Source organism: Mesorhizobium sp. CNPSo 4670, from assembly GCF_057784235.1.
In genome coordinates this window covers 527,620-547,875 of the sequence record NZ_JBWJFQ010000002.1, presented here as the reverse complement: position 1 = coordinate 547,875, position 20,256 = coordinate 527,620, and the positions used below count along the sequence as shown (strand labels likewise).

Sequence of the window (20,256 nt, the reverse complement as noted above, 5' to 3'; positions counted from 1 at the left end):
TCTCGGCGCTGCAAAAGCAAAGGGTGGCTCACCTCGACCGCCCTTTGCTCGCTCTTTGTTTTGATGCAATTCCCAGGGGAAAGCGCTACGCGCTTTTCCCGGGAAAACCGCTTCACTCTTTTCCTGGAATTGCTCTAAGGTGCCGTCCATGGCTCTCGTCAGAACATTGGCTCCCTTATTTGGGGCTCGCGCATTCCGTGTCGCGGTGACACCGTCACCGCGCACGCTGCGCGCCGAGCTTTTGCGGCTGTGCGCCCGCATCGGTTATTCACCACCTGCTTGCCTCTGACGCATTCGCTCCCGGCACGGCCGGATAGAATCCAGAGGAAAGATCAGATCAATGACCTATCAGAATTATTCGCTGAAGCAGCTTCAGCAGATCGACGCCGCGCACCATCTCCATCCGTTCACCGACCACAAGGAATTGCGCGAGGCCGGCTCACGCATCATCACCCATGCCAACGGGCCGTTCATCTACGATTCCGAGGGGACTGAGATCCTCGACGGCATGGCCGGGCTGTGGTGCGTCAACATCGGCTATGGCCGTGACGAACTGGCCGAGGCCGCCTATGCGCAGATGAAGCAGCTTCCCTACTACAACTCCTTCTTCAAATGCTCGACGCCGACGCCGGTGCTGTTGTCCAAGAAGCTGGCGGAAATCGCGCCGAAGCACGTCAACCAGGTGTTCTACGGGTCGTCCGGTTCGGAAGCCAACGACACGGCGCTTCGCCTTGTCCGCCACTACTGGGTGCTGGAAGGCAAGCCGGAGAAGAACCGCATCATCTCGCGCAAGATGGCTTATCACGGCTCGACCGTCGCCGGCACCTCGCTCGGCGGCATGGATGCCATGCACAAGCAACTCGGCGGCGCGGTGCCCAACATCGTCCATGTGATGATGCCTTATGCCTATGAACTGGCACTGCCGGGCGAGAGCGATCATGACTTCGGCCTGCGGGCGGCCAAGGCCGTCGAGGATGCGATCCTCGAAGCCGGTGCCGACAAGGTTGCGGCCTTCATCGGCGAGCCGGTGATGGGGGCAGGCGGCGTGAAGATACCGCCGGTCAGCTACTGGCCGGAAGTGCAGCGCATCTGCCGCAAATACGATGTCCTGCTGATGCTGGACGAGGTCATCACCGGCTATGGCCGCACCGGTGAATGGTTCGCATCACAAACGCTCGGCATCGAGCCGGACACCATCACCACGGCCAAGGCACTGACCTCGGGCTACCAGCCGCTGTCGGCATTGCTGGTCGGCGACCGCATCGCCGCGACACTGGTCGGGAAGGGCGGCGAGTTCAATCACGGCTATACGTATTCCGGTCATCCGGTGGCCTGTGCGGTGGCGCTGAAGAACCTCGAGATCATCGAGCGGGAAGGGCTGGTCGATCGCGTCAGGAACGATACCGGGCCGTATTTCGCCAGGGCGTTGCAGGAGCGTATTGCCGGGCATGATCTGGTCGGCGAGGTGCGCTCGATCGGGCTGATGGGCGCGATCGAAATCGTCAAGGACAAGGCGACCAAGGAGCGGTTCTTGCCGTCGGGAAGTGCGGCGGTGACCGTGCGCGACCACGCGATCGCGCATGGCATGATGCTGCGCGCCACCGGCGACACGATGATCCTGTCGCCGCCGCTGATCTGGACCCGTGACACGATCGACATGGCTTGCGAGCGCATCTCAAAGGCGCTGGACCTGGCGCAGGCGGATCTGCGCAAGCGGTAGGGATCGGTACCTCGACCGGGCGTTCTCGATGGGAATGCCCGGCTTCGAGAAACATTTCGTTGGGGAACGAATTTCACCCTCAGCGCTTAGTGTGCGGGTCAGCAGCCGACGTGGCTGCGACAAGGGGGCTGTTTCCATGAAAAAGACCGGCAAGAGCCGACGGCTGCAAGATGCAGCCAGCATCGGCGGTGACCTGATGCTGGCGCCGATGGTGGCGCTGATGCGACTGCCGTTGATGGCGCTGGATGCCGGGAGCAGCAAGCCATGGGGCACGGAGACGGCGCGCGCGGTGAACGAGAAGACCGTAGCGATGGCCGAAGGGGCGTTTGCGGCGCAAATGTCCTTCCTGCAGTCGGCATCGCGGTTCTGGCCGGAAATCCTTGCCGGCCGCACGCCGTCGTTGTTCAACGGCGTCGCGGCGGAACGGTCGATCAGCGCCGCACTGAAGCCGGCAAGCCGTGCGGTGAAGGCGAATTTTCGCCGGCTTTCCAACAAGGCCTGACAAAGAAAGGCCGCTCGGGAAAAACCGATTCCCGTTTTTCGAGGTCATACGCTAGAACCCATCAAGCACATCTGCCGATGGGGGAACATCATGGCCGGACAGCCGCTCAATCAGCCCGCCGAAATTCCGGCCGAACTTGACCGCTGGAACTGGGGCGCCTTCTTCCTCAACTGGATCTGGGGTATCGGCAACAGCACCTTCATCGCGCTGCTGGCACTGATCCCTGTCGTCAACATCGTCATGATCATCGTACTGGGTGCGCGCGGCAGTCGCTGGGCCTGGCAGAACCGCGCCTGGCGCGACGCGGAACAGTTCCGCAAGACGCAACGTAACTGGGCGATCGCCGGCCTTGTCATCTGGGTGGTCAGCATCGGCGGCTGTGCGGCGATGGTCGGCGGCATTCCTTACGTCCTGAAAGGCAGCGATGCCTATCATATGACCATGGACAAGCTTCGCGCCGACGACCGCGTCAAGGCCGCCCTCGGTGATGACCTGACCGAGAGTTTCTGGGTCGGTGGCCATCTCAATGTCAATGCGAATGGGGCGGGCGATGCCCAGTTCAGCATTCCGGTCCATGGCGCCAAGGGCAAGGGCACCGCCTTCTCGACCGCTCTCCGGACAGCGGGTACGTGGAGCCTGCGCCTGCTGGTTGTCAGGGTCGAGGGCGCCGATGCACCGATCGTGCTGATCAATGAAGATCATGTCGCGATCCCGAATGCGGCAATCGGTATATAAAACAGGCTGCGCTGATGAAACCGGCGGAAATGCAAAAACCGCGCTCCAATGGGAGCGCGGCTTTGCCAGATACGCATGGCGTTTCGCTACGCAAACACTTGGCGAAACTTACGGGCTCCGGTACGCGAGACCTGATCCGGAGCGCCGGGCGGATGCGATATGTCCGCCTCGCATTCCGTTTTACAGAAACATCGTTACCGGGGGGTTATCGAGAGCTTAAGCAAACCTAAATTTGACCGGTTTCTCTCAAGATACGCAAAAAACCCAGTTATATTAGGAGCTTATGGATTGGCTCCGCGTAGAAAATTAATGATTCCGGAAAAATCGGCGCCTGCATGCCCTTGAGCGTTGAACAGCGCATAGAGCTGAGCCGCCTCAGCACCAAGCGGGGTCACAGCGCCGGACCCTTGTGCTGCCTCCTGCGCCAGCTTCAGGTCCTTCAGCATCAGAGCGGCGGCAAAGCCTGGCTTGTAGTCGCGGTTGGCGGGCGAGGTCGGCACAGGACCGGGAACCGGGCAGTAGGTGGTCAGCGACCAGCACTGGCCTGACGAGGTCGAGGCGACGTCGAACAGCGCCTGATGCGAGAGGCCGAGCTTTTCCGCCAGCACGAAGGCTTCGGCGACGCCGATCATCGAAATGCCAAGGATCATGTTGTTGCAGATCTTGGCGGCCTGTCCTGCGCCGTCGCCGCCGCAATGGACGACACGCCCGGCCATTGGCTTCAAGATCGGCTCGGCGGCGGTGAAGGCATCGTCGGAGCCACCGGCCATGAAGGTCAGCGTGCCGGCCGCCGCGCCGCCGGTGCCGCCCGAGACGGGTGCATCGATGGACAGCAGGCCGTGTTTGGCGGCAATGGCATGCGCCTTGCGCGCCGATTCGACATCGATGGTCGACGAATCGATGAACACCGCGCCTTTTCTGGCCTTGGGTGCGATATCCTCATAGACCGACAGCACATGCTTGCCGGCCGGCAGCATGGTGATCACCGCATCGGCGTCCTTCACCGCGGCTGGCGCATTGGCCATGATGACGACGCCATGCTCGCGGGCGACCGTCAGGTTCTCCGGCATCAGGTCGAAGCCATGCACGGCATGCCCGGCCTTGACCAGATTGGCCGCCATTGGATTGCCCATGTTGCCGAGGCCAATGAAGGCGATCGTCGTCATTGTCTGTCTCCCAGGTTCTTCTGGCGTCAGCGGCCGATCAGGGCTCGCGCGATGATGACGCGCATGATCTCGTTGGTGCCTTCGAGGATCTGGTGGACGCGCAGGTCCCGCACCAGCTTCTCGATGCCGTAATCGTGCAGGTAGCCGTAGCCGCCAAGCAGTTGCAGCGCGTCGTTGGCCACGGTGAAGCCGGTGTCGGTGACGAAGCGCTTGGCCATCGCCGACCATTTGCCGGCATCCGGCGCCTTGCGGTCGAGCTTTGAGGCGGCTGCGTAGAGGAAGATGCGCGCCGCCTGCAGTTCGGTCTCCATATCGGCCAGCCTGAACTGCAGCGCCTGGAACTGGTTGATCCTGGAGCCGAACGCCTTGCGCTCGGCGGCGTAGGACAGCGCCTTGTCGAGCGCCGATTGTGCGCCGCCCAACGAACAGGCGGCGATGTTCAGCCGGCCGCCGTCGAGCCCGGCCATGGCGATGCCGAAGCCGGCGCCTTCGCCCGACAGCAGGTTCTCCGCCGGCACCTTGCAGTCTTCGAAAATGACCTGCCGGGTCGACTGCATATGCCAGCCCATCTTGTGTTCGTTGGCGCCGAAGGAAAGGCCGGGCGCGTCCTTGGGCACGACGATGGTGGAGATGCCTTTAGGCCCGTCGGAGCCTGTGCGCACCATGACGGCGTAGACATCACTGTCGCCGGCGCCCGAGATGAACTGCTTGGTGCCGTTGAGGACGTAATCACCGCCGCTCTTCACAGCGCGCGTCTTCAACGCCGCGGCATCCGATCCAGAGCCCGGTTCGGTCAGGCAGTAGCTCGCCAGCCATTCCATCGACGTGAGTTTCGGCAGGAAGCGCTGGCGTTGCACCTCATTGCCGAAACGATCGATCATCGAGGCGACCATGTTGTGGATCGAGATGAAGGACGAAAAGGCCGGATCGGCTTGCGAGAGCGCCTCGAAGATCAGCACCGCGTCGAGCCGGCCGAGCGCGGAACCACCGACATCGTCCCGGACATAGATGCCGCCGAGGCCCAGCGGCCCGGTCTCGCGGATCACGTCGGCGGGGAAGTGTTTCCTGCGGTCCCAATCGAGCGCGTTCGGCGCGACGCGGTCGGCGGCGAAGGCCTGCGCCGTCTCCTGGATGGCGCGCTGTTCTTCGTTGAGTTCGAACTGGCTGGTGCTCGCATCGACCGCGGCGTCCATGGCGTGCTCCCTATGTGCTGGCCAGCTAGTTTATGTTGATATTCAGGTGATGCCGGCCTGCAAACGTCGGTTTCCTGCGCTTCCGGTGCTCACGTACTTTAAGTACGCTCCGCTCCGGTTCTCCAAAACCGCCGTTTTCGGCTCGGCCTGACCTGAATCTCAACACATCTTAAGCTCGCTGGCCTGTTGTTTTTGGCTTTGCGCGCGCACCAATCTAGACCAATGATGCCGCCGCGCAACCCGACCTCCCGCGGAGCGGCTGTGCATCAATGCATGTCCGGAGCGAGATGTGACGACAAAATTCGATGAACTGCTGGAACGGTTCCACGCCTATCTCGCTTCCGTGGACGACGCCCTGGTACGCGACGCAACGGCGGGGATCGGCTGGGACATGCCAGCCCGCGCTCTGGAGCCACATCCGCTTGGCTGCCTGCGCCACCTCGATCGCGCCGCCGAACTGGCGCCGCCCGATGCCAAGCCGCTGGTGCGATTGCTTGCGGAACGTCGGAATGATCTCCGCTGGGGGCAGACCTATAGTAAGGCGGATTTCGGTGAGGCATTCATCGACAATTACGGCTGGCTCGAAGTGTTCGGCACCCGTGGCCACTTCGCCAACGACAAGGTTGCGGCCGGCCTGCTGATTCTTGGCCCGGATATCGTCTATCCCGACCATCATCATGTTGCCGAGGAGATCTATATCCCGCTGACCGGCGGCACCGAGTGGAGGATGGGTGAGAGCGGGTTTTGCCGGCGCGCGGCCGGCGAGATCGTCCACCACGCTTCCAACGTCAACCACGCAATGCGCACCGGCATGGAGCCATTGCTGGCGCTTTACATCTGGCGCGGCGGGCCACTGGCTGCAAAATCCACGATCACCGGAACCGTGGCGCAGGGCAGGGGCTGATGGCCAAGGCGATCATGCTGCAAGGCACGGGTTCGGATGTCGGCAAGACGGTGCTGGTCGCCGGTCTTTGCCGGGCAGCAAAAAAGCGTGGGCTGAAGGTGCGGCCCTTCAAGCCGCAGAATATGTCGAACAACGCTGCCGTCGCCGACATTCCCGGCGACAACAAGGCCGGCGGCGGCGAGATCGGCCGCGCGCAATGGCTGCAGGCGATCGCCTGCGGTGTGGCGCCGTCGGTCCATATGAACCCGGTGCTGCTCAAGCCGCAGACCGATGTCGGTGCGCAGGTCATCGTGCAGGGCAAGGTGTTTGGCGAAGCAAGGGCGCGCGACTATCAGGCGCTGAAGGGCCAACTGATGGACGCCGTGCTGGACTCCTGGAACAAGGTCGGCGAGGGCGCCGACCTGGTCATCGTGGAGGGCGCCGGTTCGCCGGCCGAGATCAACCTGCGCAACCGCGACATTGCCAATATGGGCTTTGCGACCCGGGCCAACGTGCCGGTGGTGCTGGTCGGCGATATCGATCGCGGCGGCGTCATCGCCTCGGTGGCCGGCACGCATCTGATCCTGCCGGAAGAGGACCGGCGCATGATCGTCGGCTACCTCATCAACAAGTTTCGCGGCGACGTCTCGCTGTTCGACGATGGCATAAGGTCGATCGAGAAATTTACCGGCTGGCGGTGTTTTGGCGTGGTGCCGTGGCTCAAGGCGGCAGCGCGGCTGCCTTCGGAGGATTCGGTGGTGCTGGAACGGCTGGCGTCCGGCGAGACGCGCGCACTGAAGGTGGCCGTGCCGATGCTTGGCCGCATCGCCAATTTTGACGATCTCGATCCGCTCAAGGCCGAACCGCAGATCGAGGTGGTGTTCGTGCCGCCCGGAAGGCCGTTGCCGGCCGATGCCGGGCTGGTGGTCATTCCCGGCTCCAAGTCGACGATCGGCGATCTCCTGAAATTCCGCGAGAACGGCTGGGACCGGGACCTTCTTGCCCACCGCAAGCGGGGCGGCCATGTCGTTGGCATTTGCGGCGGCTTCCAGATGCTTGGCCGCTCGGTGCACGACCCGGACGGCATCGAAGGCAGCGTAACCGAAGCCGAAGGGCTTGGCCTGCTCGACGTCGAGACGATGATGGAACCGGAGAAGACGGTGCGCAATGTCAGTGCCCGCTCGGTACAATTCGACCTGCCGCTCGAGGGTTACGAGATCCACCTTGGCCGCACCACGGGTCCGGACACCATGCGACCGTCGGCGATCATTAATGGTGTCGAGGATGGCGCTGTCTCCGCCGACGGCAAGGTGATCGGCACCTATATGCATGGCCTATTCGGCGCCGACGGCTTTCGCGGCAAATTCCTCGAAAGCCTCGGCATCAAGGGTGGTGGCATCGATTATCGGGCAGAAGTCGAGCGGGCGCTGGACGAGGTCGCAGCCGAGCTGGAAATCTATCTCGACTGCGATGCGATTTTCGCGCTGGCGCGCTAGACCTTGCCTATGCCTTTTCGCCAGCCTTCGGCCAGTAGGTGCCGAACGACCAGACATTGCCTTCCGGATCGCGGCAGATGAACTCGCGGCTGCCATAGTCGCGGTTGGTCAATTCCTGGATGATCGTGGCGCCGGCCTCCCTGGCTTTGGCATAGGCGGCATCGGCATCGTCGACGGCAATGTAGATCGACTTGCCGCCGCCTAAGCCGGGCTCGCCAACCATCTTGCCGTAGTCGTCGTCGCGCAGCGTGCCCAGCATGATCATTGACGAGCCGAAAACCAGTTCGGCATGGTGCACGACATCGCCTTCGCCATAGCGGGCACGGACGCTGAAGCCGAAGGCTTCGCACAGCCAGTCGATCATTCTTGCCGCGTTCTTGTAGCGCAGGGCGGGGTAGAGACGCGGCGCTTCCGTGGTGGTGGGCATGGGAACTCCTTCAGTTGGGTAGGTCGATGAACCTGGTTTGTGCATACCCAAAACCGCTGCGCACTTTTGGGCGACATGCATCACTCTGGTCGAAGGCCGTTCCAGCGTCTTGAAGAAATGTTACCTGGCAAGTGCGGTCGGCGTCTCGCCGGCAAGGTCGCGGAATTCGCGTACCAGATGCGCCTGGTCGGCGTAGCCGCAATCGGCGGCGATATCCGCCCAGTCGACGGTCTGCTGCCTTGACAGGCCAAGCGCCCGGTTGAAGCGCACGATGCGCGACAGCGTCTTGGGGCCGATACCGATCGTATCGGAAAAGCCGCTGGCGAGATGCTTGCGGCTCCGGCCCAGCCTTTCGGCAAGCGCCGAAATGCGGGTCCGGCCACCAGAGGTGATGATGCGGTCATAGGCCCAGGCGATTTCGAGCGGCGTTTCGGCGGCATTCTCGAGACGGCTCGCGACGAAGGCTTCGGCGATGTCGAAACGCGCCGCCCAGTCCGGCGCGTTGCCAAGCCGTTCGCGCAGAGCCATGCCTTGGGCGCCAAGCACGTCGTCGAGGACGACCATGCTGTCGGTCAGTTCGCTCATCGGCTGGCGGAAAAACCGGCGTGCGCCGAGCGGCGTGAAGTTGACCTGGACGCAGCAGGCGCCACCGAAGGATTCAATCACCACCGGTCCGGCAAAAAGGCCGGCGGCGAAACTGGCGAAACGGTCATTGTCGCCCGGCGCCTTGCCGAGGCCGATGGCGAAGGGTTCGGCAAAGCTGATCACCAGCGGCACGATCAGCGATGCATATTCGACATTGTGGAAATGGCCAGGAGCCGTTTCGCGATAGCCGCAGATGTCGGTGACGATGCCTTCAAGTGCAGGACCGGGCAGGCGCCGGCGCATCTCGCACCGCCCGGCGACGGAGTGGTCCTGTTCCTTCCGGTGCTGCATCTCGACTGGCATCGGCTATCCTTCCGCCGAGGCAAATCTAGCAGACCATTGACAAGAATCAAAAGCGCCCGGCTTTTGGCCGGGCGCTCCAGGTCCCCACTTCAAGGGAAACTGGTCAGGCGCCGCGCATCAAGCAGCCGCCGGCAAGCACGATGAAGGCAATAAGAACAATCCACACCGATGCGAGTGGAATGAACGCAAGAACGCCAAGAGCGGCGAGAACGCCGATGATGGCGATAACAACTGCAATGATGAAAACAATCTGGGTGGGTGCGCTAAGATTCATGTCTGGCTCCTCGCAACATGATTCGAACAGCGGCATTCTATCAGGGCGCGTGATCACACACCAATCATGACGCGCAGCGGGTTCGTCGGGTCGGCCAAGAGCTTCACCGCCAGCGCAAGGCAGACGACCACCAGCAACGGCTTGATCAGTCTTGCACCGATGCGCATGGCCAGACTGGCGCCGACGCGGGCGCCGAGAAATTGGGCAACGCCCATCATCAAACCGATCTTCCAGTAGACGACGCCGACCGCGGCGAAGACGATGAAGCCGCCGATGTTGGAGGCGAAATTGAGCAGCTTGGTATGCGCAGTCGCCTTGAGGACGCCGAAACCGGCGAGTGCGACGAAGGCCAGCATGTAGAAGGAGCCGGCGCCGGGTCCAAACAGGCCGTCGTAGAAGCCGATTGCGGGCGCGACAGTCAACCCGAACAGGAACGGTGACAGCCGCTCGGCACGGTCGACATCACCCATGTTGGGTTTTATGGCGAAATAAAATGCGATGGCGATCAGCAGAAGCGGCAGCGAGGCGCGTAGAATATCGCCCGGCACAATCGTTGCCAGCAAGGCACCGGCAGTGCCGCCGGCAAGCGCCAGCAAGGCTGACGGCAGCTGTCGTCGCAGGTCGACATGGCCATTCGCGGCGTAATGGATTGTGGCCGAGCCAGAGCCGAACATGCCTTGCAGTTTGTTGGTTCCAAGCGTTTCGATGGGTGAGAAACCGGCGAGAAGCAGTGCGGGAATGGTGATCAATCCGCCGCCTCCGGCGATCGAGTCGACAAAGCCCGCGGCAAAGCCGGCGAACGCCAGCATGGCGACGGTCTGGATGGTGAGGTCGATCATCTGAAGTGTGGAAATGTCCGGTGGGCTGAGATATCGGGCGTTCGACCACGACGGCCCTGTTTGCGCAAGGCCGATTCCGCGCTACCTCTATCCAAGCGCGTCGCGCTTGGGTGGAATCATGCGACGCATCTGAATCGGAAAGGGGCTCCTGATGGCATTCGCATTGCTGGACCAGATACGCTCGATCTTCGACGGCGACCCGGGCGTGCGCAAGGTGGCGGACGATCCGGTCCTGTCGGCGGAACTCTTGATGCTGTTCCGCATGATCCTGGCCGACGGGTCGGTCAGCGAGAGCGAGATGGTTGCCTTCCGGCGCATCTGCAAGGACGCCTTCGGCATTGCCGAAACCAGCATCGACAGCGTCATCGAATATCTCAACGAGTTCGGCTACGAGACCAACGGCTCGCAGGCCATTGCGTTGTTCCGCGATCTCGACATCGAACGGCGCAAGCAATTGGCCCGCCACATGGCCGAGATCGCCAAGGCGGATTCGCAACTGGCCGAGAGCGAGGTGCGGCTGCTCCGGCGCACGCTCGACCTGCTCGACATCAGTCCAGTCGACGTGGTCAAGCCGGAAGGCTGAGGTAACGGTTTCGTTAGCTGCGGGAGCGTTTGAATGGCCTTTGCCGACAGCTATCTGGGACAATTGCGAGCGCTAATCGGGAATCGTATGGTGCTGATGCCGGGCGCTCGCATCGTCGTCGCGCCGACGGCAGCATCCTGTTGCAGAAACGAACAGATTTTGGCTTGTGGGGCCTGCCAGGCGGCAATGCCGAGGAAGGCGAGGGCCTGGAGACCGTGGTTATCCGCGAGGTACTCGAGGAAACCGGGTTGATCGTCAGCGATGTCGAGCCGTTCGGGTTTGGCTGTGACCCGCACTATGAAACCTTCCAGTTTCCCAATGGCGATCGCGCCCAGTTTTTCGCGCTGATGTTCTACACGCGCTCCTTTGAAGGCGAGCCGGCCGTCACCGATGACGAGAGCAGTGCCGTCGGCTGGTTCGCGCCCGACGACTTGCCCGAAATGTTGCCCAATATGGCCCGCAGCATCGATGCCTATCTCCGGTTCAGGACCACTGGAAAATTCCAGATGACCTGATGGGGCTAACCTTGTTCCTGCATTCGCCGAGCGATTGCCCGGTGCAGGTCCGGGGCGGCGGTGACCAGCGCCTTGGCGGCCTCGGATTGCGGGTGATCCAGCACCCCGTTCGTCTTGCCGCGCTCGACGATCTTGCCGTCATGCATGACCAGCACCTCGTCGGTGATGGCGCGGGCGACGGTCAGGTCGTGGGTGATGAAGAGATAGGCGATGCCGAGTTTTTGGTTGAGCTCGGCGAACAGGTCGAGGATCTGGGCACGGATCGAGACGTCGAGCGCCGAGACCGGCTCGTCGGCGACGAGAAGCTTGGGGCGGGTGATGATGGCGCGGGCGATTGACAGGCGCTGGCGCTGGCCGCCGGAAAACTCATGCGGATATTTGTCCATGTCGCGCTGGTCGAGGCCGACCTCGTGCAGCGCATGCGCCACCATCTCGCGACGTTCGGCGCGCGTCGGCTTCTTGTCCAGCACATGCAGGGGTTCGGCGACCAGTTTTTCGACCTTCTGGCGCGGGTCGAAGGAGCCGTAGGGATCCTGGAAGACAACCTGCATGTCACGCCGGGCAGGCTTCAGCTCCGCTTCGTTCTTGCCGGTGATGGCCTCGCCGCGAAACCGGATCGTGCCCGAGCTTGGTCGGTCGAGCGCCAGGATCATGCGGGCGAGTGTTGACTTGCCGCAGCCGGAGCGGCCGACCAACGCCACCGATTGGCCCGGCGCCATCGACAGGGACACGTCATTGACGGCACGGATATCAGGGGCACGCTTCAACATCGAGGTGCGCCGGCCGGGATAGTCGCGGGTCACGCCCTCGACCTGAAGCAGGGGTTGACCCGATCCGACGCCATGCCGTCTTGCCCGCGCCGGCACATGCATCGAGGCCTGCGCCAGCTGGCGCGTGTAAGGGTGGGACTGTTCGGACAGCGTGCGCGCCGTGTCGCCGGCTTCCATCACCTCGCCGTGGCGCAGGATGGTGATGCGGTCGGCCATCTCGGTCACCACCGCGAGATCGTGCGAGATCAACAGCAGGCCCATCCGGCTCTCCGCGACGAGGTCGCGCAGGAGGTCGAGGATCTGGGCTTGCAAGACAACGTCGAGCGCCGTCGTCGGCTCATCAGCAATCAGCAGCTTCGGCTTCAACGCACAGGCGATGGCGATGACGACGCGCTGTCGTTGGCCGCCGGACAGTTCGTGCGGATAGCGCGACAGCGGGAATTTTGCCGAGGGCAAGCCGACGCGGTCGAGCATTTTTCGCGCACGCTCATCGGCCTCGGCGCGGCTTGCCCTGGTGTGCCAGCGTATGCCTTCGGCGACCTGTTCGCCGATGGTCTTGACCGGATTGAGCGCCGTCATCGGCTCCTGGAACACCATGCCGATGTCGTCACCGCGCAGCGCGCACATCTGGTCCTCGGTTGCCGCGAGGATGTCGATGCCGTCGAACGAGACGCGCCCGGTGGCGCGCGCGGCATGAGGCAGAAGCTGCATCACCGTCAGCGCGGTCATCGACTTGCCCGAGCCGGATTCACCGACCAGCCCCATCACCTCGCCGGGCGCGACAGAAAGCTCCATGCCTCTGAGGATCGGCGTGTCGCCAATGGTCAGCGACAGGTTCTCGATGTCGAGCAGGCTCATCGCTGCCGCCGCGATTTAGGGTCGAGGATGTCGGCGATGCCATCGCCCAGGAGGTTGAGCCCAAGCACGGTGACGACGATCGCCATTCCCGGAAAGATCGCCATCCATGGCGCCACTGCCATGCGGGTCTGCGCGTCGAACAGCATGCGGCCCCAACTCGGCATTGGCGGCTGGGCGCCAAGGCCCAGATAGGAAAGCCCGGCTTCGGCCAGGATGCCTAGCGCGAACTGGATGGTGCCTTGCACCAGAAGCAGCGTGGCAATGTTGGGCAGCACATGTTCGATGCTGATCTGGGTGCTGCTCTTGCCGGCGGCACGCGCGGCAAGAATGAACTCGCGCGGCCAGATCGCCAGCGCGCCGGCGCGGGCCACGCGGGCAAACACCGGAATGTTGAATATGCCGATGGCGATGATGGCGTTGACGGCGCCCGGTCCGAAGATGGCGGTGATCATGATGGCCGACAGCAGGGCGGGGAAGGCGAAGACGAGATCGTTCAGCCGCATCAGCGCCTCGTCGACGAGGCCACCGCGCGCCGCTGCAAAAGCGCCGAGCGGCACACCGATCCCCATGCCGATGCCGACCGCGACCAATGCCACGGCAATCGAATTGCGGGCGCCGACCATCACCATCGACAGGATGTCGCGGCCGAAATGATCTGTGCCGAACCAGTGCGCCAGCGAGGGGGCTTGCGTCTTGTCTGATATCACCAGTTTCGTGACGTCGTAGGGTGTCCAGACGTAGGAGATGATCGCCATCGTCAGGATCAGCAAGGTGATGACGAAGCCGGCAACGAAAGCGGTGTTCCTGAACGCCTTGGCCAGGATACTGCCTAACGTCTCCTTGGGGATGTCGATGTGCAGCGTCATTGCCGGCTCCTCAGGCGCGGATCGACGACTGCATAAGAAAGATCGACGAGGAGGTTGACGGCAATAACGGCGGCGACCAGCAGCATGACGACGCTTTCGACGACGATCAGGTCGCGCTGCGTGATCGCCTGGAACACCAGCCGGCCGAGCCCGGGCAGATAAAAGACATTCTCGATGATGATGGTGCCGGCAAGCAGGAAGGCGAACTGCAGGCCAAGAATGGTCAGCACCGGGATCATGGCGTTGCGCAGCGCGTGCCGCCACAGCACTGCGCGATAGGGCAGGCCCTTGGCGCGGGCGGTGCGGATATAGTCCTCGTTCAGCACCTCGTTCAGCGCCGAGCGGGTGACGCGCGCCAGGATGGCGGCCTGCGGCAAGGCAAGTGCCACTGCCGGCAGCAGCAGCGATTTCAGCGCCGGCAAGATGCCGGCGCCCCAGCCGGGAAAGCCGCCGGCCGGGACCAGCCGCAGCCAGACGGCGAAGACATAGATCAGCATCAGCGCGAACCAGAAATTGGGGACAGCGACGCCAAGCTGAGCGGCGCCCATCGCCACCGTATCGCCGGCCCGTCCGCGCCGGCTGGCCGAAAACAGGCCGACCGGAATGGCGATGACGGTGGAGAGCGCCAGCGCAATCAGCGCCAGCGGCAGGGAGACAGCCAGCCGCTCGCGCACGAGATCGATGACCGGCACCGAATAGGTGTAGGAGCGGCCGAAATCGAGACTGAGCAGGCCGCCGGCCCAATGCAGGTAGCGCCAAGGCAGCGGCGCGTTGAGGCCCATCTGGTTGCGCAACAGCTCGACCTGGTCGGCGCTGGCGTTCATGCCCAGCATCAGCCGCGCCGGGTCGCCGGGCAGGATTTCCAGCACGGCGAATACCACCATGGAGGCCAGCACAAGCGTGGCAATGGCGATGGCGAGGCGCTTGAGGAGATAGGGCGTCATGAGACCGCTGCGTTGCCGAGGGCAAAGAGCTGGGAATGGTATCGCTCCGTACCACCCCCCTCTGCCCTGCCGGGCATCTCCCCCGCAAGGGGGGAGATTGCGCTCTCACCGTGGCTCTCGCCAACCACCGATGTTGTGCAAATCAATAAGATCGCAAAACGGGAGCCGTCGGCCGAACTGCCGATCTCCCCCGTTGCGGGGGAGATGCCCGGCAGGGCAGAGGGGGGTGGGACGGAACGCAAGTTCCGCAGGAAAGAATGAGTCTTCAATCCGACCACTTCACCTTGGTCAGGTCATTGGCCTGGATCGGAGCGTTTTCCCACAGCCCTTGCAGCTTGGCATCCCATACGCCGACCTTGGGCAGTTCGAAGAGGAAGCCGACCACGGCATCATCGGCCAGGATCTTCTGCGCCTGTCCGAGCAATTCCTTGCGCTTGGCCTCGTCGGAGGTGAGGTTCAGATCGGTAATCACCTTGTCGAAGGCCGGATTGTCGTAGTTGAAGTAATAGTCCTTGCGCGAATAGATATCGATGTCGTTGGGCTCGGTGTGCGAGACGATGGTCAGGTCGTAGTCCTTCTTGGTGAACACTTGATCCAGCCACTGCGCCCATTCGACCGGGATGATCTCGAGATCGATGCCGACGTCGCGAAGTTCCGAGGCGATGATCTCGCCGCCGAGCCGCGCGTAAGAGGGCGGCGGCAATTTCAGGGTCGCCTTGAAGCCGTTCTCCAGTCCTGCTTCCTTCAGCAGTTCCTTGGCCTTGGCGACATCATGCGGATAACGGCCGGTGAGGTCGACATAGTCCTTGTTGGCCGGTGACATGTGCGAGCCGATCGGCTGGCCGAGGCCGGCCGAGGCGCCGTCGATGAGCGCCTTGCGGTCGAGCGCATAGGAGATCGCTTGTCTCACCTGCAATTTGTCGAAAGGCGGCTTCTTGTTGTTGATCGACAGGAGGGTTTCGCCTTCGGTCGCGCCGATCACCACCTTGAAGCGCGGGTCGTCCTTGACCTGCGCGACGCTGTCGGCATCGAAGAACGGGAAAGCCTGGATGTCGCCAGACAGCAGCGCCGGCACATAGGCCGCGGCATCCGGCACGATGCGGAACTCGGCCTTGTCGAGGAACGCTGGCGTGCCCCAGTAATTGTCCGATTTGACCAGCGTGATCGACGATCCCTTAGCCCAGCTCTGGAATTTGAATGGGCCGGTGCCGATCGGCTTCTCCTTGTTGGTGTCGGCCGATTCCGGTGCCACGATCACCGCGTCGCCCCAGCCCATATTGTAGAGGAAGGACCCTTGAGGGTTCTTCAAAGTCACCTTGACCGTAGCCGGGTCAACCACGTCGACCTTGTCGATCGCGGCGAACAAGCCTTTCTGCGCATTGACCGAATTGTCGGCGCGGGCGCGGTCGAGCGAGAACTTCACGTCGCTGGCGTCGAAATCGGTGCCCTCGTGGAATTTGACGCCGGTGTGCAGCTTGAAGGTGTAGACCTTGCCATCATCGGAAATGGCCCAGCTTTCGGCCAGATCCGGCAGCACCTCGCCATTCGGCCCGATGCGGGTCAGGCCCTCGAACACATTGGCGTAGAGAACCTCGTCGATGGCCGCGGCAGCACCGGCGGTCGGATCGAGATGCGGCGGTTCGAGCGGGATGCCGACGACTAGGTCGGTTCGCGCGGCGAATGCCGATGTGCCAGTGGCCAGGGACAGCACCGCTGCGGCCAGGATGGTTTTCCACAATCTCATCGTGCGACTCCCCATGCGTTTCAGACGTGCTCAAACCCGGGCGATAGAAGCGTGATTTGGCCACGGAGTAAATTGCGTTTCGTTCTGCCCGGCAGGATGGCTGGGAATGTTTTTGCCGTGACAGCCCTGTCGGCTGGTCGAAGCTTGTTGCGATGCGAAGCTATCCCTCTTCCGTGCCGCGCAGCAGTACGTTGAGCCCGATCGCCATCACCTTGGCCGCTTCCACCATGTCCGATATCCCGACCCATTCGTCCGGCCGGTGGGCGAGGTCGAGAATGCCCGGGCCATAGGCGATGCAATCATAGATGTGGCCGATGCGGGCAATGTGCTTCTGGTCGTAGGTGCCGGGCGAGATGACATAGTCCGGTTCGCGGTCGAAGATCGCCATGATGCCTTGCGCCACCGCCTTGACCACGGGCGCGTCGCGCTCCGTCATCAGCGGCAGCACTTCCATCAAGTCGCGGATCTCATAGTCGAATTTTTTCCGCTCGCGCTTCAGCCGGTCGAGAATGCCGGTCACTTCACCTTTGACCGTGTCGAGGTCCTCCTCGAGCAGGAAGCGGCGGTCGATGGTCAGCCGGCAGGAATCGGGCACGTTCGGCGAAGGCAGGCCGGGCCGGAAATCCTCGGTCTGGCCACCGTGGATGGAGTTGATGTTCATGGTCGAGCGCTTGGCGCCTTCGGGCACGACCGGCATGCGCGTTGTCTTGCGGTCGAGCGCGGGGAACAGTTCATCCTCGAACGCCTGCAGCACGGCGCCCATATGGCGCACCGCATTGTCGCCGAGAAACGGCATCGAGCCGTGCGCGATCTCGCCCTTGGTCTCGATCTCCGCCCACCAGACGCCGCGATGACCAAGGCAGATGCGGTCCTTGTTCAGTGGCTCGGGAATGATGACGTGGTCGACCCTGGGTTTCGAGAAATAGCCGAGCCTGGCCAGATGGGCGACGCCGCCGAAGCCGCCGGACTCCTCGTCGACAGTGCCTGATATTTCGATGGCGCCTGGAAAGTCGGGAAACACCTCCATGAAGGCCTCGGCTGCAATGACCGAGGCGGCAAGGCCGCCCTTCATGTCGCAGGCACCACGGCCGTAGACCTTGCCGTCCCGGACGACGCCGGCAAAGGGATCGACGGTCCAGCCGTCGCCCGCCTCGACAACGTCGATATGCGAGTTGAAGTGGACGCAGGCACCCGGCGACCGTCCGTCGAACCGTGCAACGACATTGACACGCGGGTAGCGATCGCTGTCGCCGGGCGTGCCTTCGGCGCGGATGAATTCGGTCTCGAAGCCACTCTTCTTCAGTCGCGCACTGAGATATTCGGCGCATGGCCGGTAGGCCTCGCCGGGTGGGTTGATGGTCGGAAATCGGATCAGGTCGGCGGTCAGCGCGACGACATCGTCGCGCCGGTCATCGATTGCCTTGAGGAGTCGCTCGTTCATCCGACGAGTTGAGCAGCGATATCAGCGGTTTTGCAAGCCCGCCGATGAACAGACCCGTGCGACGTGTCGTGGCGGCAACTATCGCGCGAAATCGTTCAAATTCGCTGCTTTGGATTGGCGAATTGGTCAAGGAGTGTGTGTTATCCGTTAGCTGCCATTAAAAAGATGAAAAACAACGTGATGGCAGGCAAGTAAGGGGCAATCAAAGGGGTTTGATCGCATGAAAAAGACTGTTCTCATGGCAGCCGTGTTTGTCGCGATGCTGTTCGGAGCTGCGGGGCAAGGCTGGGCGGCCAGCCTCGTTGCAAACATAGACGTGTCGTCGCAGACGATGACGGTCAGATACGGCTTTTCGGTTTACCGGTGGAGCGTGTCCACCGCGCGATCCGGCTATTTCACGCCGCGTGGCACCTATCGGCCGCAACGCACGGCACGGATGTGGTATTCGCGCAAATACCATATGTCGCCAATGCCTTATTCCGTTTTCTTCCATGGCGGCTATGCCATCCATGGAACCGGCGCCGTCAGGCAACTCGGCAGGCCGGCATCGCATGGCTGCGTGCGGCTGCACACGGCCAACGCCGCGACCTTCTATTCGATGGTGCGGGAAGTGGGTTTCGGCAACACGCGGATTGTCGTGACGAACTAGGCCGTCGGCATATTCCGGATCGCGGCGCAGTCTTGTCTTTGTTAGCCGGTTCAACGTCGGTGGGGCGCTGAACCGGTCCAACCGTTTGTTGGCACTTTCGGTGAACTTGCTTTGGCTGTCGACGCCAGTGGCAAGTCGGAACGCGTACATTCCTGGCATGGTGTAGCTGCCGACTGCCGGGCCTCTTTGTAAAGTGGCGCCAATTTTCATTACCATGTGGAAAGCATTGGTATGAGACGTTCCGCCGGTGGTGGCAGCACCTGGGCGACCAGTTTCTATATTAGATGTCTCTTACTTTTTGCAGGCCGGTCAATCGGTAACCAGAAGTCTCGCCACTGCGCACCGATTGTCGGAATTGACAGATGCTCTCCCAGCCAGAAATGGACGATCGTGTTTCCAGTCGACCCGCCGGGGTGGTTATTCTTGGTGGGGCGCACGGGACGCTGGCGCTGGCCAGGAGCCTTGGCGCACAGAAAGTGCCGGTCTGGTTGGTAAGCGCGGACACACCTTTGCCCCGCTTTTCGCGTTACGCGCATCGGCAGATGATGTGGCCCGGCCCCGAGGATGACGGCGCCGTTGCCTTCCTGCTCGACCTGGCTGCGACCCAGCGATTGGGCGGCTTTCTTCTGGTTCCCGGCGGCGACCCTGAAGTTCGCCTGGTGTCGCAATCCATCGAGCAACTGTCGGACGTATTCGACGTGGTGCTGCCGCCGTGGCAGCACCTGAAATGGGTTTGTGAGAAGCCACTTCTGTATCGCCGTGCCCGCGAACTGGCGCTCGCCATTCCGCAGACCTACGAGTTTACTTCGCTGGAGCAGGCAAGGGCGGCGGAGCTTCGCTTTCCCGTCATCCTGAAGCCGAACATGGGCGGGCGCAGCCGTTTTGCTCGCGCAAAGGTCATTCTCGCCAACGACCAGGCGTCGTTTTTGACAGCCTACAAATGGGCCGCCGAAGAGATCGGTTTCGAGAATGTCGTCATTCAGGAAATGATACCGGGAGGAGGAGAAAACCAGTTTTCCTACGCGGCGCTGTGGAACCGGGGTGCGCCGGTGGCCGAGTTCACTGCCCGCCGCAGCCGGCAATATCCGGTCGATTTCGGCTACACCAGCACGTTCGTGGAGGTCGTCGACGAGCCGCAACTGATCGACGCCGCGCGCCGTCTTCTTGGATCCATCGGCCACCACGGACTGGTGGAGGTCGAATTCAAGCGCGACCCCCGCGATGGCTCGTTGAAGATACTCGATGTCAATCCGCGACCCTGGACATGGTTTGGGCTTGCCGCTGCCGCGGGCGTCGATCTCGGCGCCATGCTTTGGGCGATCAGGTCGGGCCGCGAGGTCGGGGCGGTCTCGGCGCGACCGAATACATCCTGGATGTATTTGGTTCGGGACTTGGTGGCCGTCAGCAAGTTGATCTCAAGTGGCCGGCTGACAAGGCAAGCCTATTTGCGCTCGTTCGGTTCGGTACGGGCATGGGCGACATTCACGGCAAGCGACCCAATGCCGGGCCTGATCGACATACCCTTGACCATGTGGAGAGTGCTGACGAGGCGAATACTTCGCAGGCGGTGAAACCATTAACCGACAACGCCAGGTCATCTGCCGGACAGGCGGTAGGATGCGGTTCATTTCCGCATTCTTAACCTGGGAATGTTTAGGACGACAGGGTGTCCGACCGGGTTTCAGTCGGGATCAGGCGTCGAG

Annotated in this window: 20 protein-coding genes; 9 read left to right on the top strand and 11 right to left on the bottom strand. The window is 62.5% G+C overall.

The window, feature by feature from the left end; genetic code table 11:
- Window positions 1-340 precede the first annotated feature (340 nt).
- The 3 genes from AC0ZT5_RS06095 (at window position 341) to AC0ZT5_RS06085 (ending at window position 2,957) form a co-directional block, all read left to right on the top strand.
- Window positions 341-1,720, top strand: coding sequence for an aspartate aminotransferase family protein (locus AC0ZT5_RS06095; RefSeq protein WP_488495676.1), 1,380 nt, complete (start codon window positions 341-343; stop codon window positions 1,718-1,720).
- A gap of 136 nt (window positions 1,721-1,856) precedes the next feature.
- A complete protein-coding gene (locus AC0ZT5_RS06090; protein WP_488495675.1) occupies window positions 1,857-2,222 on the top strand; it encodes a hypothetical protein in 366 nt (121 codons plus the stop codon).
- A 90-nt stretch (window positions 2,223-2,312) separates the two neighbouring features.
- On the top strand, window positions 2,313-2,957 hold the full coding sequence (locus AC0ZT5_RS06085) for a cytochrome c oxidase assembly factor Coa1 family protein (protein ID WP_488495674.1): 645 nt from the start codon (window positions 2,313-2,315) through the stop codon (window positions 2,955-2,957).
- 281 nt (window positions 2,958-3,238) lie between these two features.
- Here the strand turns inward: AC0ZT5_RS06085 and mmsB are convergent, their stop codons facing one another.
- Entirely contained in the window at window positions 3,239-4,123 is an 885-nt protein-coding gene (mmsB, locus tag AC0ZT5_RS06080) for a 3-hydroxyisobutyrate dehydrogenase (protein ID WP_488495673.1), read from the bottom strand.
- 26 nt (window positions 4,124-4,149) lie between these two features.
- Entirely contained in the window at window positions 4,150-5,316 is a 1,167-nt protein-coding gene (locus AC0ZT5_RS06075) for an isobutyryl-CoA dehydrogenase (protein ID WP_488495672.1), read from the bottom strand.
- Between the two features lie 289 nt (window positions 5,317-5,605).
- Here AC0ZT5_RS06075 and AC0ZT5_RS06070 point away from each other — a divergent pair, with 289 nt between their 5' ends.
- Both AC0ZT5_RS06070 and AC0ZT5_RS06065 read left to right on the top strand, forming a co-directional pair.
- Window positions 5,606-6,220 carry a dimethylsulfonioproprionate lyase family protein gene (locus AC0ZT5_RS06070; RefSeq protein ID WP_488495671.1) on the top strand — a complete coding sequence of 205 codons (615 nt, stop codon included), beginning with the start codon at window positions 5,606-5,608 and terminating at the stop codon, window positions 6,218-6,220.
- A complete protein-coding gene (locus AC0ZT5_RS06065) occupies window positions 6,220-7,695 on the top strand; it encodes a cobyric acid synthase (protein WP_488495670.1) in 1,476 nt (491 codons plus the stop codon). Before AC0ZT5_RS06070 ends, AC0ZT5_RS06065 begins: the two co-directional genes overlap by 1 nt.
- 7 nt (window positions 7,696-7,702) lie before the next feature.
- On the opposite strand, the gene AC0ZT5_RS06060 is transcribed toward AC0ZT5_RS06065, so the two are convergent.
- From AC0ZT5_RS06060 to AC0ZT5_RS06045, 4 genes are all read right to left on the bottom strand, one after another.
- Window positions 7,703-8,122 (bottom strand): VOC family protein, encoded by a 420-nt coding sequence (locus AC0ZT5_RS06060; protein ID WP_488495669.1) that lies wholly within the window; start codon window positions 8,120-8,122, stop codon window positions 7,703-7,705.
- Between the two features lie 120 nt (window positions 8,123-8,242).
- Window positions 8,243-9,070, bottom strand: a complete 828-nt coding sequence (locus tag AC0ZT5_RS06055) for a helix-turn-helix domain-containing protein (protein WP_488495668.1) — start codon at window positions 9,068-9,070, stop codon at window positions 8,243-8,245.
- A 103-nt stretch (window positions 9,071-9,173) separates the two neighbouring features.
- Complete coding sequence (locus AC0ZT5_RS06050) at window positions 9,174-9,344, bottom strand: hypothetical protein (RefSeq protein WP_095088023.1); 171 nt, start codon at window positions 9,342-9,344, stop codon at window positions 9,174-9,176.
- A gap of 53 nt (window positions 9,345-9,397) precedes the next feature.
- On the bottom strand, window positions 9,398-10,183 hold the full coding sequence (locus tag AC0ZT5_RS06045) for a TSUP family transporter (RefSeq protein WP_488495667.1): 786 nt from the start codon (window positions 10,181-10,183) through the stop codon (window positions 9,398-9,400).
- Window positions 10,184-10,334: 151 nt separating this feature from the next.
- On the opposite strand from AC0ZT5_RS06045, the gene AC0ZT5_RS06040 reads away from it, so the two are divergent.
- Together AC0ZT5_RS06040 and AC0ZT5_RS06035 are read left to right on the top strand one after the other, a co-directional pair.
- Window positions 10,335-10,766, top strand: coding sequence for a TerB family tellurite resistance protein (locus AC0ZT5_RS06040; protein WP_379096634.1), 432 nt, complete (start codon window positions 10,335-10,337; stop codon window positions 10,764-10,766).
- A gap of 29 nt (window positions 10,767-10,795) precedes the next feature.
- Window positions 10,796-11,281: an NUDIX domain-containing protein gene (locus AC0ZT5_RS06035; protein ID WP_488495666.1), complete on the top strand. Its 486-nt coding sequence runs from the start codon at window positions 10,796-10,798 to the stop codon at window positions 11,279-11,281.
- 5 nt (window positions 11,282-11,286) lie between these two features.
- Here the strand turns inward: AC0ZT5_RS06035 and AC0ZT5_RS06030 are convergent, their stop codons facing one another.
- The 5 genes from AC0ZT5_RS06030 to AC0ZT5_RS06010 all read right to left on the bottom strand — a co-directional run bounded on the left by AC0ZT5_RS06030 (window position 11,287) and on the right by AC0ZT5_RS06010 (window position 17,904).
- Window positions 11,287-12,909, bottom strand: coding sequence for an ABC transporter ATP-binding protein (locus tag AC0ZT5_RS06030; protein ID WP_488495665.1), 1,623 nt, complete (start codon window positions 12,907-12,909; stop codon window positions 11,287-11,289).
- Window positions 12,906-13,775, bottom strand: a complete 870-nt coding sequence (locus tag AC0ZT5_RS06025; protein ID WP_488495664.1) for an ABC transporter permease — start codon at window positions 13,773-13,775, stop codon at window positions 12,906-12,908. The genes AC0ZT5_RS06030 and AC0ZT5_RS06025 overlap by 4 nt, the downstream gene beginning before the upstream one ends.
- Window positions 13,772-14,719, bottom strand: coding sequence for an ABC transporter permease (locus AC0ZT5_RS06020; protein WP_488495663.1), 948 nt, complete (start codon window positions 14,717-14,719; stop codon window positions 13,772-13,774). Before AC0ZT5_RS06020 ends, AC0ZT5_RS06025 begins: the two co-directional genes overlap by 4 nt.
- A gap of 265 nt (window positions 14,720-14,984) precedes the next feature.
- Window positions 14,985-16,463 carry an ABC transporter substrate-binding protein gene (locus AC0ZT5_RS06015; RefSeq protein ID WP_488495662.1) on the bottom strand — a complete coding sequence of 493 codons (1,479 nt, stop codon included), beginning with the start codon at window positions 16,461-16,463 and terminating at the stop codon, window positions 14,985-14,987.
- Between the two features lie 160 nt (window positions 16,464-16,623).
- Window positions 16,624-17,904: an acetylornithine deacetylase/succinyl-diaminopimelate desuccinylase family protein gene (locus AC0ZT5_RS06010; protein ID WP_488495661.1), complete on the bottom strand. Its 1,281-nt coding sequence runs from the start codon at window positions 17,902-17,904 to the stop codon at window positions 16,624-16,626.
- A 220-nt stretch (window positions 17,905-18,124) separates the two neighbouring features.
- On the opposite strand from AC0ZT5_RS06010, the gene AC0ZT5_RS06005 reads away from it, so the two are divergent.
- Both AC0ZT5_RS06005 and AC0ZT5_RS06000 read left to right on the top strand, forming a co-directional pair.
- A complete protein-coding gene (locus tag AC0ZT5_RS06005) occupies window positions 18,125-18,553 on the top strand; it encodes a L,D-transpeptidase (RefSeq protein ID WP_095087450.1) in 429 nt (142 codons plus the stop codon).
- A 509-nt stretch (window positions 18,554-19,062) separates the two neighbouring features.
- Window positions 19,063-20,124 (top strand): carboxylate--amine ligase, encoded by a 1,062-nt coding sequence (locus tag AC0ZT5_RS06000; RefSeq protein ID WP_488495660.1) that lies wholly within the window; start codon window positions 19,063-19,065, stop codon window positions 20,122-20,124.
- The last annotated feature ends 132 nt before the right edge of the window (window positions 20,125-20,256 follow it).

What these genes read in the sequence shown, in the direction of transcription:
- AC0ZT5_RS06095 (WP_488495676.1), top strand. Translation starts at nt 341, where the DNA reads ATGACCTATCAGAATTATTCGCTGAAGCAGCTTCAGCAGATCGACGCC.
- AC0ZT5_RS06090 (WP_488495675.1), top strand. Translation starts at nt 1,857, where the DNA reads ATGAAAAAGACCGGCAAGAGCCGACGGCTGCAAGATGCAGCCAGCATC.
- AC0ZT5_RS06085 (WP_488495674.1), top strand. Translation starts at nt 2,313, where the DNA reads ATGGCCGGACAGCCGCTCAATCAGCCCGCCGAAATTCCGGCCGAACTT.
- mmsB (WP_488495673.1), bottom strand. Translation starts at nt 4,123, where the DNA reads ATGACGACGATCGCCTTCATTGGCCTCGGCAACATGGGCAATCCAATG.
- AC0ZT5_RS06075 (WP_488495672.1), bottom strand. Translation starts at nt 5,316, where the DNA reads ATGGACGCCGCGGTCGATGCGAGCACCAGCCAGTTCGAACTCAACGAA.
- AC0ZT5_RS06065 (WP_488495670.1), top strand. Translation starts at nt 6,220, where the DNA reads ATGGCCAAGGCGATCATGCTGCAAGGCACGGGTTCGGATGTCGGCAAG.
- AC0ZT5_RS06060 (WP_488495669.1), bottom strand. Translation starts at nt 8,122, where the DNA reads ATGCCCACCACCACGGAAGCGCCGCGTCTCTACCCCGCCCTGCGCTAC.
- AC0ZT5_RS06055 (WP_488495668.1), bottom strand. Translation starts at nt 9,070, where the DNA reads ATGCCAGTCGAGATGCAGCACCGGAAGGAACAGGACCACTCCGTCGCC.
- AC0ZT5_RS06050 (WP_095088023.1), bottom strand. Translation starts at nt 9,344, where the DNA reads ATGAATCTTAGCGCACCCACCCAGATTGTTTTCATCATTGCAGTTGTT.
- AC0ZT5_RS06045 (WP_488495667.1), bottom strand. Translation starts at nt 10,183, where the DNA reads ATGATCGACCTCACCATCCAGACCGTCGCCATGCTGGCGTTCGCCGGC.
- AC0ZT5_RS06040 (WP_379096634.1), top strand. Translation starts at nt 10,335, where the DNA reads ATGGCATTCGCATTGCTGGACCAGATACGCTCGATCTTCGACGGCGAC.
- AC0ZT5_RS06030 (WP_488495665.1), bottom strand. Translation starts at nt 12,909, where the DNA reads ATGAGCCTGCTCGACATCGAGAACCTGTCGCTGACCATTGGCGACACG.
- AC0ZT5_RS06025 (WP_488495664.1), bottom strand. Translation starts at nt 13,775, where the DNA reads ATGACGCTGCACATCGACATCCCCAAGGAGACGTTAGGCAGTATCCTG.
- AC0ZT5_RS06020 (WP_488495663.1), bottom strand. Translation starts at nt 14,719, where the DNA reads ATGACGCCCTATCTCCTCAAGCGCCTCGCCATCGCCATTGCCACGCTT.
- AC0ZT5_RS06015 (WP_488495662.1), bottom strand. Translation starts at nt 16,463, where the DNA reads ATGAGATTGTGGAAAACCATCCTGGCCGCAGCGGTGCTGTCCCTGGCC.
- AC0ZT5_RS06010 (WP_488495661.1), bottom strand. Translation starts at nt 17,904, where the DNA reads ATGAACGAGCGACTCCTCAAGGCAATCGATGACCGGCGCGACGATGTC.
- AC0ZT5_RS06005 (WP_095087450.1), top strand. Translation starts at nt 18,125, where the DNA reads ATGAAAAAGACTGTTCTCATGGCAGCCGTGTTTGTCGCGATGCTGTTC.